This is a genomic window from Pseudomonas sp. BIGb0278 (assembly GCF_024809895.1).
Classification (GTDB): domain Bacteria; phylum Pseudomonadota; class Gammaproteobacteria; order Pseudomonadales; family Pseudomonadaceae; genus Aquipseudomonas; species Aquipseudomonas shirazensis.
On sequence record NZ_JANUEL010000001.1, the window covers coordinates 193,520 to 210,103 of the forward strand.

The window sequence follows — 16,584 nt, forward strand, 5'->3', positions numbered from 1 at the left end:
AGTTTCGATCATTGAGCCGGTTCAAACGGCTGTTTAATGTCGAGGGCAGATAACCGACGGGCCCCGCACCCCAGCGAGGCGCCCGCATCCCGTGATTTTGCCCATGTGGAGTTGCTCCATGGCGTACCCGAACCTGCTGGCCCCGCTTGACCTTGGCTTCACCACTTTGCGCAACCGTACCCTGATGGGCTCCATGCACACTGGCCTGGAAGAGCGCCCAGGCGGCTTCGAGCGCATGGCAGTGTACTTCGCCGAGCGAGCACGCGGTGGTGTCGGCCTGATGGTCACCGGCGGCATTGCGCCAAACGATGAGGGTGGCGTGTACTCCGGTGCTGCCAAGCTGAGCACCGCTGAAGAAGCCGACCAGCACCGTATCGTCACCGAGGCGGTGCACGCCGCTGGGGGCAAGATCTGCCTGCAGATCCTCCACGCCGGCCGTTACGCCTACAGCCCGCGCCAGGTGGCGCCGAGCGCGATTCAGGCGCCGATCAACCCGTTCAAGCCCAAGGAGCTGGACGAAGCCGGCATCGAGAAGCAGATCGCCGACTTCGTCAACTGTGCCGAACTGGCCCAGCGCGCGGGATATGACGGCGTCGAGATCATGGGATCGGAAGGCTACTTCATCAACCAGTTCCTCGCCGCTCACACCAACCACCGCACCGATCGCTGGGGTGGCAGCTACGCCAACCGCATGCGCCTGGCGGTCGAAATCGTCACCCGCGTGCGTGCGGCGGTGGGGCCGAACTTCATCATCATCTTCCGCCTGTCGATGCTCGACCTGATCGAAGGTGGCAGCGATTGGCAAGAGATCCTGCAACTGGCCAAGGCCATCGAGCAGGCCGGGGCAACGCTGATCAATACCGGCATCGGCTGGCACGAAGCGCGCATTCCGACCATCGCCACCAAAGTACCGCGGGCGGCCTTCAGCAAGGTCACGGCCAAGCTGCGTGGGCACGTCAACATCCCATTGATCACCACCAATCGCATCAATACACCCGAAGTTGCCGAGGCCGTGCTGGCTGCCGGCGATGCCGACATGGTGTCGATGGCCCGGCCATTCCTGGCCGATCCAGAGTTCGTCAACAAGGCCGCAGCCGATCAAGCCGAGCAGATCAATACCTGCATCGGCTGCAACCAGGCCTGCCTTGATCACACCTTTGGCGGCAAGTTGACCAGTTGCCTGGTCAATCCGCGCGCCTGCCATGAAACCGAACTGAATTACCTGCCGGTGACCCAGGCCAAGCGTATCGCGGTGGTGGGTGCTGGCCCGGCTGGCCTGGCTGCGGCGACCGTGGCCGGCGAGCGCGGCCATCAGGTCACCCTGTTTGACGCCGCTGGCGAGATCGGTGGCCAGTTCAACGTGGCCAAGCGCGTGCCGGGCAAGGAAGAGTTCTCCGAAACCCTGCGCTATTTCCGTAACAAGCTGCAGCTCACGGGCGTGGACGTGCGCCTGAATAGCCGAGTCAGCGCCGAGCAGCTGATTGCCGGCGATTATGACGAGATCATCCTGGCCACCGGGATTGTCCCGCGCAACCCGGCTATCCCCGGCATCGAGCACGCCAAGGTGCTGAATTATCTGGATGTACTGTTGCAGCGCAAACCGGTCGGCCAGCGGGTTGCGGTGATCGGCGCGGGCGGCATCGGCTTTGATGTCTCCGAGTACCTGGTGCACCAGGGCGTGGCTACCAGCCTGGATCGCGACGCGTTCTGGAAAGAGTGGGGCATCGACACTGCGCTCGAAGCGCGTGGTGGCGTGGCCGGGATCAAGCCCGAGCCGCATGCGCCGGCGCGGCAGGTGTACCTTTTGCAGCGCAAGAAGACCAAGGTCGGCGACGGTCTGGGCAAGACTACCGGCTGGATTCACCGCACTGGCCTGAAAAACAAGCAGGTACAGATGCTCAACAGTGTCGAATACCTGCAGATCGACGACGCTGGTTTGCATGTACGCATTGCTGATGGCGAGCCGCAGTTGCTGGCAGTGGACAACGTGGTGATCTGTGCAGGCCAGGATCCACTGCGCGAACTGCAGGACGGGCTGATCGCAGCGGGGCAGTCGGTGCACCTGATCGGCGGCGCTGATGTGGCCGCCGAGCTGGATGCCAAGCGCGCCATCAACCAAGGTTCGCGCTTGGCCGCCGAGCTGTAACGGCATGGGGTGGGGCTGCAGCGCGGCCCCGGCCCAAGCTGGTAGACTCGGCCGATGTCTGCCGAACTCTCCTGCCTGCCTCAGGCACCTCTACAACCGCTGTGCTTGCCCTGGACTCAGCGCGCTAAGGTCCAGCTCGCAGTGTTGCGTCTGGACCTGATCGACCCGCTGATCAGCGGCAACAAGTGGTTCAAGCTGCGCGACCATCTGGTCGAAGCCTGGCGGTGCAACGCGCCCGGCTTGATCAGCCTGGGCGGCAACCATTCCAACCATCTGCATGCACTGGCCGCTGCCGGCAAACGGTTTGGCTTTGCCACCGCCGGCCTGCTGCGTGGCCATGCGCAGGACACCCCGACCGTGCGCGACCTGCAAGCCTTGGGCATGCAACTGCACTGGCTCGGCTATGGCGGCTACCGGGCGCGACATGAGCCGCAGTTCTGGGCTGAGTGGCAAGCACGCTACCCCGGCTGGCAGTGCATCGCCGAGGGCGGTGGCGGCATGGCCGGCGCACAGGGTTGCCGATTGATCGTCGAGCAGGCACGCGAGCAGCTGCCGCAGCTGGGTTGGGATGACTACGATGGCTGGTGGCTGGCCGTCGGTACCGGCACCACCCTGGCGGGGCTGGTGCTCGCTGAGGCCGGTGCGCGCCCGGTGCACGGCGCCCTTGCGGTGCCGGCTGACCACGGCGTGGCGGCAACGGTGGCAGCGTTGGCGGGAGAGCAGGGCTACCAATTGCATGACGCTTGCCGTGGCGGCTTTGCGCGCATGGATGATGAGTTGCTGGCGTTTATCGCCGACAGCGAACAGCACAGTGGCCTGCCGCTGGAGGCGGTGTACACCGGCAAGGCCCTGCTGGCGCTGCGCGATGAGGTCGAGGCGGGGCGCTTCAGGCCCGGCAGCCGCCTGCTGTTCGTGCACACAGGCGGGCTGCAGGGCCGACGCGGTTACTTGTAGGGCAGCATGCGCACCAGGGTGTTATCGCGCTTGATGTAGTGATGGTAAAGCCCGGCCAGTGCATGCAGGCCAATCAGCCAGTAGCCCCAGCCGCCAACCCGCTCATGCCAGCCCTTGATGAATTTGGCAAAGTCCGAATCAGGCCCGGTCAGCGCGGGCAGCTCGAAGCCGTAGAACGGGATTGGCTTGTCGGCGGCGCTGAGGATCAACCAGCCCGCCAGCGGCATGCCGATCATCAGCAGGTACAGCAGCAGGTGCACCAGGTGCGCCAGGCCAGTCTGCCATGCCGGCGGCTTGGGCGTGATCGGCGGCGTCGGGTTGATCAGGCGCATGGCCAGGCGTAGCCAGACCAGTACGAACACGGTCAGGCCGAACATGAAGTGCAGGTCTTTCATCAGGTTGCGTTCGGCGCTGTCCTTGGGGAACAGGCCACGCAGTTCGATCAGGGCGTAGACGCTTGCCAGCAACACCAGCATCAGCCAGTGCAGGGCAATCGAGATCCGCGCGTAATGCGCCGGCGGGTTGGATGAAACCATGGTCACTCCTCACTTATCAGGTCGAAAAGGCGCTCTTGCTGGCGCGTATCGCTAACTCTAATCGATGGCTGACAGATTTCTTTGCTACAGGTCGAAGGCTGCGCAGATATTTGCGTGAATCTGTCGAAAACCTTGGCGGCCTGCTGCTCAGCTCGGCAACTGCGGCCAGCTGTCCGCCACCAGAAACAACCGCTGCTGTTCCTCCCAGGCGCCGTCTTCGGTCTGCGTCAACCTGACCAGCAATTGCGCGGGTGCGAACGGGTCCAGCTGCATCAGCCATTGCTCGAACTGCGCTGGCGTCCAGCAGTCGCTGTCTGCAATACGCGCGGGCGCCAGCCAGTGCTGGCGCGTCAGGACCTGCCAGCGGCCCTCTGCCGCGCCGCTGCGGTAGCCGGGCCAGTCGTGCCGGTGCAGCCAGTCACCGCGTAAGTGCGCAGGTTCTGCGCCGGCTGGAGGATGGACTGCAAGCATGCCTGGGTAGAACAGATAGCCGCCCAGCCACAGGTGCGCCTGGGGCTGATCCAGGCCAAGCTCCGCAAGCAGCGCCTGGCTCTCTGGGCGAGCAGAAATAGGCAGCTGATGACCGACAAGGTGGGCCAGTTTCAGATCGAGCCGATCCTGGCATCCCGGCCCCAACCAGTGCATCGAGCCTGGGCCAGCGCCATTGGCAGGGCCGAGGTAGAGCTTGATCGCCAATTCCAGATGATGCACACCGTCGCGGTCGCGCAGGAGGATATCCAGCTCGCCCAGAGTGCGGCCTCCTTCGCGGATCGGCAGATTGGCGCCGAGCAGTTCGACCCCGCTGGCGTGGTTCAAGGCGAACTGCCAGAGGGCCTCGTAATACAGGCCCAGGCGCCGGCTGGTCATCTTCACCAGCCAATCGCGCAGCGGTTGATCATCGCCATCCAGCGCCAGTAACCAGTCCTGCAGCTGCTGCGGGTCGGCAGCCCAGTCACTGGCGGTCAACGGGTGGCGCTGTGGTGCGGGCAAGTCGCGCATCAGCGGTGGCGACAGCAGCGCCCAGGCCAGATCGCGCACCGCAGGGCGGCGCAAACGGCGGGGCAGGTCGCGCAGCTCGGTGAGGGGCGTCATCCTGCGAGCATAGCCGGTTTGCCGCTGGACGGTCGTTTCGACCATAATCCGTCTATCGTTACCCGCTATCGTTACCCGCCGCACGGCCTTGCAGGAGCACCATGGAGCAATTTCGCAATATCGGTATCATCGGCCGCCTGGGCAGCTCACAGGTGCTCGACACCATTCGCCGACTGAAAACGTTCCTCCTTGATCGCCATATGCACGTGATCCTCGAGGACACGATTGCCGAAGTGCTGCCAGGGCATGGCCTGCAGACCTCGACCCGCAAGCTGCTCGGCGAGGTCTGTGACCTGGTCATCGTGGTCGGCGGCGATGGCAGCCTGCTCGGCGCCGCCCGCGCGCTGGCCCGGCACAATGTGCCGGTGCTCGGTATCAACCGCGGCAACCTGGGCTTTCTCACCGACATCCGCCCGGATGAGCTCGAGGTCAAGGTCGCCGAAGTGCTCGACGGCCACTATCTGGTGGAAAACCGCTTCTTGCTGCAGGCCGAAGTGCGCCGTCACGGTGAAGCCATTGGCCAGGGCGACGCGCTCAACGACGTGGTCCTGCACCCGGGCAAGTCGACGCGGATGATCGAGTTCGAAATCTACATTGACGGCCAGTTCGTCTGCAGCCAGAAGGCCGACGGCCTGATCGTCGCCACCCCCACCGGCTCGACCGCCTATGCGCTGTCGGCCGGCGGGCCGATCATGCACCCCAAGCTCGACGCCATCGTCATCGTGCCGATGTACCCGCACACCCTGTCGGGCCGGCCGATCGTGGTCGATGGCAACAGCGAGCTGAAGATCGTCGTCTCGCAGGACCTGCAGATCTATCCGCAAGTGTCCTGTGACGGCCAGAACCACTTCACCTGCGCCCCCGGCGATACCATCACGGTGAGCAAGAAGCCGCAGAAACTGCGCCTGATCCACCCGCTCGATCACAACTACTACGAAGTCTGCCGCACCAAGCTCGGCTGGGGCAGCCGCCTGGGGGGTGGGGGCGACTGATGCTCGATCCGGCGCGCAGTTTCGATATCATCGGCGACGTGCACGGTTGTGCACATACCCTCGAACGCCTGCTCGATACCCTCGGCTACAAGCGCGTGGGCGGGGTCTGGCGGCATCCACGGCGCCAGGCACTGTTCCTCGGCGATATCGTCGATCGCGGCCCGCGAATTCGCGAGGCGCTGCATATCGTCCACGACATGGTCGTGGCCGGTCAGGCGTTCTGCATCATGGGTAACCATGAGTACAACGCCTTGGCCTGGTTCACGCCGGCGCTGCCCAGCAGTGGCAAGGCATTTGTCCGTGAGCACACGCCGCGCAACGCGCGCCTGATCGACGAAACCCTGACCCAGTTCGCCCAGCACCCGGGCGACTGGCACGATTTTTTGGCCTGGTTCTACCAGCTGCCGCTGTTTGTCGATGCCGGGCGCTTCCGGCTGGTGCACGCCTGCTGGGACCCGAGCCTGATCGAGCAGTTGCGCCCGCAGTACCCAAGCGGCTGCATCGACGAGCACTTCATTCAGGCCTCGGGTGTGTCCGGCAGCTTTGCCTCGACCGTGTGCAATCGCCTCCTGCGCGGCACCGACATGCGCCTGCCGGATGGCCTCACCCTGACCGGTGGCGATGGCCTGACGCGGGCGTTCTTCCGCACCAAGTTCTGGGAAGAAGACCCGCAGACCTACGGCGACATCGTGTTCCAGCCCGATGCCTTGCCGGACGAGGTGGCCAGCGCGCCGCTCAGCCACACGCAGAAAAACACCTTGCTGCGCTATGACGAAGCGCAACCGATGCTGTTCGTCGGCCATTACTGGCGCAGCGGTCGCCCGGCGCCGATCCGGCCCAATCTGGCCTGCCTGGATTACAGCGCCGTGCTCTACGGCAAACTGGCGGCCTATCGCCTGGATGACGAAACCGGCATCGACCCGCACAAGTTCGTCTGGGTCGATGTCGAGCGCCCACAGGACACTCAATGAATGTGATCGAAGTGCTGCGCCTGCCGTTGACCGTCGACCTCAGTGGTTTTGTCAGCCTGCTGCGCCGCCTGCAGGTGCCGCACCGGGTCAGCGAGGAGGGCGAAGAGCAGGTGCTGTGGGCGCCGCAGGCCTTGCTCGAGGATGTCCGCCAGCTGTACGAGCGCTACCCCGAAGGCAACGACCAGATCGAACTGCCGGCCTCGGCTCAGGCCAGCCTGCCCAGGCAACCGTCCCTGGCCCAGCAGGCCCGCGCATGCAAGGTCACGGCTGGCGTACTGCTGCTGTGCGTGGTGGTCGCGGCAATCACCGGGCTGGGCGACAACCTGTCGACTCTGAGCTGGTTCACCTTTCTCGATTTCCGTGTGCAGGGCGAGTACCTGTACTTCAGCTCGCTGGCCCAAGGCCTCAGCGATGGCCAGTGGTGGCGGCTGGTGTCACCGATGCTGCTGCACTTCGGCTTCCTCCACCTGGCCATGAATGGCATGTGGTACTGGGAGCTGGGCAAGCGCATCGAGCTGCGCCAGGGGCCTTGGTTGCTGCTGTTGCTGACGCTGCTGTTCAGCCTGATCTCCAACCTGGCCCAGCACCTGGTCGGCGGCCCGAGCCTGTTCGGCGGGCTGTCCGGCGTGTTGTACGGCTTGCTCGGCTACGTCTGGCTGTACCAGTGGCTGGCACCCAACCCGCATTACCGCCTGCCCAAGGGCGTACTGGTGATGATGCTGATCTGGCTGGTGGTGTGCCTGACCGGCGTGGTCGGCCAGCTCGGCTTCGGCCAGATCGCCAATGCCGCGCATGTCGGTGGCCTGCTCATCGGATGCCTGACTGGGCTCTTGGGTGGCGCGCTGGCGCGGCGTAAACTGTCGGCTTGATTGAGGAGAGACAATGTCCACGTTCGCCCAAATGATTGAAAACATCACCCCCGAGATCTACCAGAGCCTCAAGCTTGCGGTCGAGCTGGGCAAATGGTCCGACGGGCGCAAGCTCACCGTCGAGCAGAAAGAGCTGTCGCTGCAGGCGGTCATCGCCTGGGAACTGCAGAACCTGCCGGAAGACCAGCGTACCGGTTACATGGGCCCGCAAGAGTGTGCCTCGAAGTCGGCGCCCATCGCCAATATTCTGTTCAAGTCGGACTCGGTACATTGATCGAACTCGCTCGTGGCTCTTTGAGCAAGATGTCGGTGCAGTTGCAGGCACCGGTTGTGCAATACAGCTTTCGCCTGGGTGATTCGCTGGTGCCGGTCAACCCGATGATCGGCAAGACCCTGCGTCTTGAATACCTCGGTGCCATCCACTGTAGCCACTGCGGCAAGCGCACCAAGACCAGCTACAGCCAGGGCTACTGCTACCCGTGCATGACCAAGCTGGCCCAGTGCGACCTGTGCATCATGGCTCCGGAACGTTGCCACTACGACGCCGGCACCTGCCGCGAGCCGTCCTGGGGCGAGCAGTTCTGCATGACCGATCACGTGGTCTACCTGGCCAACTCGTCGGGGGTCAAGGTCGGTATCACCCGCGCTACCCAACTGCCAACCCGCTGGCTCGATCAGGGCGCCATCCAGGCCCTGCCGATCATGCGCGTTTCCACTCGGCAGCAGTCGGGCCTGGTCGAGGATGTATTGCGCAGCCAGGTGCCAGACCGCACCAACTGGCGCAACCTGCTCAAGGGCGATGCCGAGGTGCTCGACCTGGCGGCGATTCGCGAGCAGATCTTCGACGCCTGCGCCGACGGTATTCGCACCCTGCACGAACGTTTTGGCCTGCAGGCGATCCAGCCGCTGCCCGATGCCGAGGTGGTCGAGATCCGTTACCCGGTCGAGGCCTATCCGAAAAAGATCGTCAGCCTCAACCTGGACAAGACCCCGGTCATCGAAGGCACTCTGCTCGGGATCAAGGGCCAGTACCTGATCTTCGATACCGGCGTGATCAATATTCGCAAATACACGGCCTACCAGTTGGCCGTGCATCAGTAAAAGGACAGCCACATGCGCACCGAACAACCGCAAGTGATCTACCTCAAGGATTACCAGGCGCCCGAGTACCTGATCGACGAGACGCACCTGACCTTCGAGTTGTTCGAGGACCACAGCCTGGTCCATGCGCAACTGCTGATGCGCCGCAACCCGGCGCGTGGCGAAGGCTTGCCGCCGCTGGTGCTGAACGGTCAACAGCTGCAACTGGTCAGTGTGCAACTGGATGACCAGGCCCTGAGCGCGGGCGATTACCAGCTTGATGACGACAGCCTGACCCTGCATCCGAAAGCGCAGACGTTCACCCTCGACACCACGGTGAAGATCCACCCCGAGAGCAACACGGCTCTGGAGGGCCTGTACAAGTCGGGGTCGATGTACTGCACCCAGTGCGAGGCCGAGGGCTTTCGCAAGATCACCTACTACCTCGACCGCCCGGATGTGATGAGCACGTTCACCACCACGGTGATCGCCGAGCAGCATCGCTATCCGATCCTGTTGTCCAACGGCAACCCGATCGGCAGCGGCCCGGCTGACGACGGCCGCCACTGGGCAACCTGGGAAGACCCGTTCAAGAAGCCGGCCTACCTGTTCGCCCTGGTGGCGGGCGATCTCTGGTGCGTCGAAGACACCTTCACCCGCCAGTCCGGCCGTGACGTGGCGCTGCGCATCTATGTCGAGCCAGAAAACATCGACAAGTGCCAGCACGCGATGGTCAGCCTCAAGAAGTCGATGCGCTGGGACGAGGAAGTCTACGGCCGCGAGTACGACCTGGACATCTTCATGATCGTTGCGGTCAACGACTTCAACATGGGCGCCATGGAAAACAAGGGCCTCAACATCTTCAACTCCAGCTGTGTGCTAGCGCGTGCCGAAACGGCCACCGACGCCGCTCACCAGCGCGTTGAAGGGGTGGTCGCGCACGAGTACTTCCACAACTGGACCGGCAACCGAATCACCTGCCGCGACTGGTTCCAGCTGTCGCTCAAGGAAGGCTTCACGGTGTTCCGCGACGCCGAATTCAGCGCCGACATGAACTCGCGCACGGTCAAGCGCATTGAGGACGTGGCGTACCTGCGCACCCATCAGTTTGCCGAAGACGCAGGCCCTATGGCCCACCCGGTGCGCCCGGACAGCTTCATTGAAATCTCCAACTTCTACACCCTGACCATTTACGAGAAGGGCGCAGAAGTGGTCGGCATGGTCCGCACCCTGCTGGGCGCCGATGGCTTCCGCAAGGGCAGCGACCTGTACTTCGAGCGTCACGATGGCCAGGCCGTTACCTGCGATGACTTCATCAAGGCCATGGAAGACGCCAACGGCGTTGACCTGACCCAATTCAAACGCTGGTACAGCCAGGCCGGCACGCCGCGCCTCGAGGTCAGCGAAGCCTATGACAGCACAGCGCAGCGCTACAGCCTGACCTTCCGCCAGAGCTGCCCGCAGACGCCGGACAAGCGCGAGAAACTGCCGTTCGTGATTCCGGTCGCGCTGGGCCTGCTCGACGCCGACGGCAACGACCTGCCGCTGCGCCTGGACGGCGAAGCCAGCGCCCAGGGCAGCAGCCGCGTGCTATCGCTGACCGAGGCCGAGCAGACCTTCACCTTCCTCGACATCGCCGCCAAGCCATTGCCGTCGCTGCTGCGCGGCTTCAGTGCGCCGGTCAAGCTGAGCTTCCCGTACAACCGCGACCAGCTGATGTTCCTCATGCAGCACGACAGCGACGGTTTCAATCGCTGGGAAGCCGGCCAGCAATTGTCGGTGCAAGTGCTGCAGGAGCTGATCGGCCAGCATCAGGCCGGCCAGCCGTTGAGCCTCGATCCGCGTTTGATCACTGCCCTGGCCACGGTCATAGGCAATGACGCGCTGGACCCGGCCATGGTCGCGGAAATGCTCTCGCTGCCAGGTGAGGCCTACCTGACCGAGATCAGCCAGGTGGCCGACGTTGACGCGATCCACGCGGCCCGCGAATTTGCCCGCAAGCAGATCGCCGAGCAGCTGTTCGACGCCTTGTGGTCGCGCTATCAGGCCAACCGTGAAGTGTCGCGGCGCACGCCATATGTGGCGGCCGCCGAGCACTTCGCCCGGCGCAGCCTGCAGAACATCGCCCTGTCGTACCTGATGCTCAGCGGCAAGCCGCAGGTGCTGGCGGCGACCCTTGAGCAGTTCAAGGACAGCGACAACATGACCGAGCGCCTGACCGCGCTGGCGGTGTTGGTCAACTCGCCGTTCGAGGCCGAGCGCGCCGAAGTGCTGCAAGCCTTCGCCGAGCACTTCAAGGACAACCCGCTGGTCATGGACCAGTGGTTCAGCGTGCAGGCGGCCAGCTCGTTGCCGGGCGGCCTGGCGCGGGTAAAGGCGCTGATGCAGCACCCGGCATTCACCTTGAAGAACCCGAACAAGGTGCGCGCACTGATCGGCGCGTTTGCCGGGCAGAACCTGGTCAACTTCCACGCGGCCGACGGTTCCGGCTATCGCTTCCTGGCGGACCTGGTCATCGAGCTTAATGCGCTCAACCCGCAGATCGCCTCGCGCCAGCTCGCGCCGCTGACCCGCTGGCGCAAGTACGATAGCGCGCGTCAGGCGCTGATGAAGGCCGAGCTGGAGCGGATTCTGGCGTCGGGCACCTTGTCCAGCGACGTGTACGAGGTGGTCAGCAAGAGCCTGGCATGAACCTGGCGAGCGCCCGTGATCTGGCGTAGGAGCGGCCTTGCCGGGGCGCCGGACCGGTCGGAAAGGCCAGCGTAGCTGGCCCGGGGATATCGGCTGCGAAGCTGAAATCTGGGGCCGCTGCGCAGCCCTTTCGCGACACAAGGCCGCTCCTACGCCGACCGCGCAGCACCCCGGCGACGCGGTCGAAACAACAGGGCGCTGTCGCCGTTAACAAAACATAACGTCCCGCCAATTGTGTTGCCGCAGAACTCCCCGCTAGGATGGCTCAAAGCTGTTGCAGGCCTCTGAATCAGGCTTCTTGCAGTGCCTGCACTGGATGACCCACCAAGAAAAATACAATAGGGGAAGGGCATGAGGGAACGGGTGATGGCGCACGCCAGGCCACTGGCCGCGGGCGCACTGTTGCTGCTGGGTATCTGGAGCGGCACTGTCGTCGCTGCTGCCGCCGAGGAGTACTCGACTGAATCGGCCAAGGCAGTCGACAACCTGCTGATCGACGCCGCCCACGCCGGCAAGCGCCTGGTGGTGGTCGGTGATCGTGGCCATATCCTGTTCTCCGACGACCAGGGCAAGACCTGGAGCCAGGCGCGCGTGCCGACCCGGCAACTGCTCACCGCGGTGTTCTTCATCGATGACAAGCGCGGCTGGGCAGTCGGTCACGACGCGCAGATCCTCGCCAGCAGCGATGGCGGCGCCACCTGGAGCAAGCAGTTCGAAGACCTCGCCCGCGAAGCGCCGTTGCTCGACGTCAGCTTTGTCGATGCCCAGCATGGCTTTGCCGTCGGTGCCTACGGCGCGCTGCTCGAGACCACCGACGGCGGCCAGCATTGGCAGGACGTCGCCGAGCGCCTCGACAACCCCGATCAACTGCACCTGAATGGCATCGCCGCGATCAAGGACTCCGGCCTGTTCATCGTCGGCGAGCAGGGCAGCATGTTCCGCTCCGGCGATAACGGCGCCACTTGGTCGCGCGTCGAGGGCCCGTACGAGGGCTCGTTGTTCGGCGTACTCGGCACTGCCCAGGCGCACACCTTGTTGGCCTACGGACTGCGGGGCAACCTCTACCGCTCCAGTGACTTCGGCGACAGCTGGCAGCAGATCGCCCTGACCGCCAGTCGCGGCCCGCTGCAGTTCGGCCTGGCCAGCGCGGCGCTGCTCGAGGACGGCAGTATCGTCCTGGTCGGCAACGGCGGCAGTGTGCTGCGCAGCCGTGACGATGGCTTGACCTTCAGCGTATTCAACCGCGCCGACCGCATCGCCCTGGCCGGCGTCACCAGCCTGGCCGAGGGCGGCTTGCTGCTGGTCGGGCAGGGCGGCATCCACCTGGCCAACGGCCAAGGCGCCGAGGAGCAGCAACCATGACCGGCCCGGAGCGCTTCGACATGCCCCAGCATCATCAGGACAAACCCACCCTGCTCGAGCGGATGATCTTCAACAACCGCCCGGTAGTGATCGGCCTCTGCCTGCTGGTGAGCATCCTGCTGTTCTGGCAGGCCACGCAGATTCGCCCCTCGACCAGTTTCGAGAAGATGATCCCGCTGCAGCACCCGTTCATTGAACAGATGCTCGAGCACCGCAATGACCTGGCCAACCTCGGCAACACCGTGCGCATCTCGGTCGAGGCGGTCAACGGCGACATCTTCGACAAGGATTACATGGAGACCCTGCGCCAGATCCATGACGAGGTGTTCTATATCCCGGGTGTCGACCGCGCCGGCTTGAAGTCGCTGTGGAGCCCCAGCGTGCGCTGGACCGAGGTCACCGAAGAAGGCTTCGCCGGTGGCGAGGTGATCCCCAACACCTACGATGGCAGCGCACAAAGCCTCGATCAGCTGCGCGACAACGTGCTCAAGTCCGGCCAGGTCGGGCGCCTGGTGGCGAACAACTTCAAGTCGAGCATCGTCGACGTGCCGCTGCTGGAGAGCTACCCCGATCCGCAGGACCCGGGCAAGCAGGTCAAGCTCGACTACCAGCAGTTCTCGCACCAGCTGGAAGAGAAGATCCGCGACAAGTTCCAGGCGCAGAACCCCAATGTGAAAATCCACATCGTCGGCTTTGCGAAAAAAGTCGGTGACCTGATCGACGGCCTGGTGATGGTGGTGCTGTTCTTCGGCGTGGCGCTGGCGATCACCTGGGTCCTGCTGTACTGGTTCACCTGGTGTATCCGCAGCACCATTGCCGTGTTGATCACCACCCTGGTGGCGGTGGTCTGGCAGTTGGGCCTGATGCACGCGGTGGGCTTCGGCCTCGACCCTTACTCGATGCTGGTGCCGTTCCTGATCTTTGCCATCGGTATTTCCCACGGGGTGCAGAAGATCAACGGCATCGCCCTGCAGTCCAGTGGCGCCGACAATGCCCTGACCGCTGCACGGCGGACCTTCCGCCAGCTGTTCCTGCCGGGGATGATCGCGATTCTGGCCGACGCGGTGGGCTTCATCACTCTGTTGATCATCGACATTGGCGTGATCCGCGAGCTGGCCATCGGCGCCTCGATCGGCGTGGCGGTGATTGTCTTCACCAACCTGATCCTGCTGCCGGTGGCGATCTCCTATGTCGGCATCAGCAAAAAGGCCGTCGAGCGCTCCAAGCGTGACGCCACCCGCGAGCACCCGTTCTGGCGCCTGCTGGCCAACTTCGCCAGCCCTAAAGTGGCACCGGTGTCGGTTGCGCTGGCACTGGTCGCCTTTGGCGGCGGCCTCTGGTACAGCCAGAACCTGAAGATCGGCGACCTCGACCCGGGTGCCCCGGAGCTGCGCCCGGACTCGCGCTACAACCAGGACAACCACTTCATCATCAGCAACTACTCGACCAGTTCCGATGTGCTGGTGATCATGGTCAAGACGCCCTCGGAGAGCTGCTCGATCCACTCGACCCTGGCCCCCATCGACGAGCTGATGTGGACCATGCAGAACACCCCCGGGGTGCAGTCGGCAATCTCCCTGGTGAGTGTGTCCAAGCAGATGATCCGCGGCATGAACGAGGGCAACCTGAAATGGGAAACCCTCTCGCGCAACCCGGATGTGCTCAACAGCTCGGTGGCCCGTGCCGACGGCCTGTACAACGCTGACTGTTCGCTGGCGCCGGTGCTGGTGTTCCTCAACGACCACAAGGCAGAAACCCTTGAGCGCGTCACCGCCGCAGCCAAGGCCTTTGCCGATACGCACAACCGTGACGGCTTGCAGTTCCTTCTGGCGGCGGGCAATGCCGGCATCGAGGCGGCCACCAACGAGGTGATCAAGTCGGCCGAGCTGACCATTCTGATTCTGGTCTACCTGTGCGTGGCGATCATGTGCCTGATCACCTTCCGCTCGTTTGCCGCGATGCTGTGCATCGTCCTGCCGCTGGTGCTGACCTCGGTGCTGGGCAACGCGCTGATGGCGTTCATGGGCATCGGCGTCAAGGTCGCGACCTTGCCGGTGGTGGCGCTTGGCGTGGGTATCGGGGTCGACTACGGGATCTATATCTACAGCCGTCTGGAGAGCTTCCTGCGTGCTGGTCTGCCGTTGCAGGAGGCCTATTACCAGACCCTGCGCTCGACCGGCAAGGCGGTGCTGTTCACTGGTTTGTGCCTGGCCATCGGCGTGTGCACCTGGATCTTCTCGGCGATCAAGTTCCAGGCCGATATGGGCCTGATGCTGACCTTCATGCTGCTCTGGAATATGTTCGGTGCACTCTGGCTGCTGCCGGCACTGGCGCGCTTCCTGATCAAGCCGGAAAAACTGGCAGGCAAGCAGGGCGGCTCGATCTTCGCCCACTGACGCTTGCGCGGTCAGGCCGCTGCGGTGAGCAGCTGGCCTGGCCCGGGTTTGGTTATACTGGACGCTTTGCGCATCAAGGTAGCCCCATGACCACCCTCGCCACTGCCCTCGCCACCAGCGACATGCTCCTGATCGATGGCCTGCACGCCTTCGGTTTCACCTTCGACGCCAGCGGCCTGGTGATCGAATGCATGGACGGGCGCAACCTAAAACGCTGGAAATTCACTGCCGAACAGGTCGCGGCCGCGGTCGGCGCAGGCGAAGAGTGGCGCCTCAACGATGACCAGGGCGAGCATGAGCTAGTCTGCATGAGTGCCGTGTACGGCTCGGACGAAGACGATGATGACCAGGAAGATGATCAGCCGCAGCTGGAAAACCCTGTTGAGCGCTAGCGCATTGGGCGCGGTGCTCGGCACTGCGCAGGCGGCCACCCTGCTGGTTGGCAGCTATACCGAAGGCACTGCCAGCGAGGGTATCTATCGATATCAGTTCGATACAGCCAAGGGCCGTATCGAGCCGACCCCGCTGCAGGTGGTCAAGACGGTCAGCCCGTCCTGGCTGGTGCTGTCGGCCGACCAGCGCTTGCTGTTCGCCGTCAATGAAACCCCGCGCGGCCATGTCAGCAGTTTTGCAGTGAGCAGCAAGGGCGTGATCACGCCACTGAACCAGGTGTCCAGCGCCGGCGATGAGCCGACCCACGCCAGCCTCAGCCAGGATCAGCGCTACCTGTTCGTCGCCAACTACGCGGTCGCGCCCGACCCGGGTGGCAGCCTGGTGGTGCTACCAGTGGCCAAGGACGGCAAGCTCGGCGACAAGGTGCAGCAGTTGGCGCACATGCCAAGCAAGGTCAACCCGGAGCGCCAGGCCGGCGCCCATGTGCACTCGGTCGTGCCTTCGGCCGAAGGCCTGCGTCTGTACGCCAGCGATCTGGGCGCCGACCGGGTGTTTGTCTACGCCTACGACGGCGCCAGCCCGACGCAGCCGCTGAGCCCGGCAACGCCGGTTTCGGTGAGCTTGCCGCCGGGCAGCGGCCCGCGCCATCTGTTGTTTGACGCGCTGGGCAAGCACGCCTATCTGACCCTCGAGATGAGCGCTGAAGTGGTGATGTTCGATGTGCGTGACGATGCCCTGATCGAGCGCCAGCGCCTGCCGCTGACCGACAGCCAAGACCCTGCCGCCAAGGCCGGCGGCGGCTTGCACCTATCGGCCGATGGGCGTTTCCTCTATGTCAGCAATCGCGGCACGGCCAATCAGATCGTGGTGTTTGCGATCGGCAAGCAAGATGGCCAGTTGAGCCTGTTGCAGCGGCGTTCGGTTGAGGGCGACCACCCACGTGAATTCGCTATCGATCCAAGCGGCAAGTATTTGCTGGTGGCCAACCAGAAGAGCAATCAGATCGTGGTCATGCACCGCGACCCACGCACTGGCCAACTGGGTGAAACGCTGCAGAAGTTCGACCAGCCGGCCCCGTCGGACCTGAAGTTTCTCGACTGAG

At 64.0% G+C, this 16,584-nt stretch carries 14 protein-coding genes; 12 read left to right on the top strand and 2 right to left on the bottom strand.

Annotated elements, in window-relative coordinates; genetic code table 11:
• Positions 1-118: 118 nt before the first annotated feature.
• Positions 119-2,146, top strand: a complete 2,028-nt coding sequence (locus M2396_RS00930; RefSeq protein ID WP_188036457.1) for an NADPH-dependent 2,4-dienoyl-CoA reductase — start codon at positions 119-121, stop codon at positions 2,144-2,146.
• A gap of 54 nt (positions 2,147-2,200) precedes the next feature.
• Positions 2,201-3,100 (top strand): 1-aminocyclopropane-1-carboxylate deaminase/D-cysteine desulfhydrase, encoded by a 900-nt coding sequence (locus M2396_RS00935; RefSeq protein WP_188036456.1) that lies wholly within the window; start codon positions 2,201-2,203, stop codon positions 3,098-3,100.
• On the opposite strand, the gene M2396_RS00940 is transcribed toward M2396_RS00935, so the two are convergent.
• Positions 3,091-3,636 carry a cytochrome b gene (locus tag M2396_RS00940; protein WP_101321387.1) on the bottom strand — a complete coding sequence of 182 codons (546 nt, stop codon included), beginning with the start codon at positions 3,634-3,636 and terminating at the stop codon, positions 3,091-3,093. The genes M2396_RS00935 and M2396_RS00940 overlap by 10 nt on opposite strands.
• Before the next feature lie 147 nt (positions 3,637-3,783).
• Entirely contained in the window at positions 3,784-4,773 is a 990-nt protein-coding gene (locus tag M2396_RS00945) for a DUF1853 family protein (protein WP_188036455.1), read from the bottom strand.
• A 56-nt stretch (positions 4,774-4,829) separates the two neighbouring features.
• Here M2396_RS00945 and M2396_RS00950 point away from each other — a divergent pair, with 56 nt between their 5' ends.
• The 10 genes from M2396_RS00950 (at position 4,830) to M2396_RS00995 (ending at position 16,583) form a co-directional block, all read left to right on the top strand.
• The gene (locus tag M2396_RS00950; protein WP_101321383.1) at positions 4,830-5,720 is read left to right on the top strand and encodes an NAD(+) kinase; all 891 of its coding nucleotides are present in this window, start codon (positions 4,830-4,832) and stop codon (positions 5,718-5,720) included.
• A complete protein-coding gene (locus M2396_RS00955) occupies positions 5,720-6,691 on the top strand; it encodes a metallophosphoesterase (RefSeq protein WP_188036454.1) in 972 nt (323 codons plus the stop codon). Before M2396_RS00950 ends, M2396_RS00955 begins: the two co-directional genes overlap by 1 nt.
• A complete protein-coding gene (locus M2396_RS00960) occupies positions 6,688-7,560 on the top strand; it encodes a rhomboid family intramembrane serine protease (RefSeq protein ID WP_188036453.1) in 873 nt (290 codons plus the stop codon). Before M2396_RS00955 ends, M2396_RS00960 begins: the two co-directional genes overlap by 4 nt.
• 13 nt (positions 7,561-7,573) lie before the next feature.
• Positions 7,574-7,834: a YeaC family protein gene (locus tag M2396_RS00965; RefSeq protein WP_101321377.1), complete on the top strand. Its 261-nt coding sequence runs from the start codon at positions 7,574-7,576 to the stop codon at positions 7,832-7,834.
• Complete coding sequence (locus M2396_RS00970) at positions 7,831-8,661, top strand: DUF2797 domain-containing protein (RefSeq protein ID WP_150570219.1); 831 nt, start codon at positions 7,831-7,833, stop codon at positions 8,659-8,661. Before M2396_RS00965 ends, M2396_RS00970 begins: the two co-directional genes overlap by 4 nt.
• Before the next feature lie 12 nt (positions 8,662-8,673).
• On the top strand, positions 8,674-11,331 hold the full coding sequence (gene pepN / locus M2396_RS00975; RefSeq protein WP_259072392.1) for an aminopeptidase N: 2,658 nt from the start codon (positions 8,674-8,676) through the stop codon (positions 11,329-11,331).
• 351 nt (positions 11,332-11,682) lie between these two features.
• On the top strand, positions 11,683-12,693 hold the full coding sequence (locus M2396_RS00980; protein WP_259072393.1) for a YCF48-related protein: 1,011 nt from the start codon (positions 11,683-11,685) through the stop codon (positions 12,691-12,693).
• Positions 12,694-12,713: 20 nt separating this feature from the next.
• Positions 12,714-15,089, top strand: a complete 2,376-nt coding sequence (locus M2396_RS00985) for an RND family transporter (RefSeq protein WP_150570237.1) — start codon at positions 12,714-12,716, stop codon at positions 15,087-15,089.
• Between the two features lie 86 nt (positions 15,090-15,175).
• Positions 15,176-15,481, top strand: coding sequence for a DUF5629 family protein (locus M2396_RS00990; RefSeq protein ID WP_101321369.1), 306 nt, complete (start codon positions 15,176-15,178; stop codon positions 15,479-15,481).
• Positions 15,429-16,583, top strand: coding sequence for a lactonase family protein (locus tag M2396_RS00995; protein WP_409035070.1), 1,155 nt, complete (start codon positions 15,429-15,431; stop codon positions 16,581-16,583). The genes M2396_RS00990 and M2396_RS00995 overlap by 53 nt, the downstream gene beginning before the upstream one ends.
• Position 16,584 lies beyond the last annotated feature (1 nt).